Origin of the sequence: Gordonia sp. i37, from assembly GCF_002043085.1 — a bacterium.
GTDB classification, from domain to species: Bacteria; Actinomycetota; Actinomycetes; order Mycobacteriales; family Mycobacteriaceae; genus Gordonia; species Gordonia polyisoprenivorans.
In genome coordinates, this window is sequence record NZ_MVPX01000715.1 from 1 (window position 1) to 424 (window position 424).

Sequence of the window (424 nt, forward strand, 5' to 3'; positions counted from 1 at the left end):
ATGACTCGTTGATCACTACGCGTGAGTCCACGCCGATCCGAAGTCCACCACTCCACGGGGCACTATCCCGCCAGCGTGGCGGAACCACCGTGTACCCACCGGCACCGACACACCGACAGCGATCGATGCCTGCGCCGTGCTCACCCCCGTCGCGACCACCCGCCAAAACTCACGTTGCACCTGCCGCGACGGCTCCGGCCGCCCCGGCGATCGCATCGCCGGCCGAAGTGCACGATCAGCACGCCACTGTCGACGAACACCTACCGGCACATCGCTGGTCTTCCTGCTCCAGTCCGCTGTAACCACGCCGCACACCTCCGAGAATCAGGGTGTTGCGACGACCAGTTGAATCCGCCCGTCGACCCACGATCGGTGTGGAAAATCAGCTTCTGCGCATCGTCATCACGCCATATCGCCTGCATAC

The 424-nt window shown here is 64.2% G+C and carries 1 pseudogene; it reads right to left on the minus strand.

Annotation, left to right across the window (positions count from 1 at the left end):
* Window positions 1-42: 42 nt before the first annotated feature.
* Window positions 43-306: pseudogene (locus tag B1964_RS29770) on the minus strand (IS30 family transposase); the annotation flags it as partial.
* Window positions 307-424: the final 118 nt, after the last annotated feature.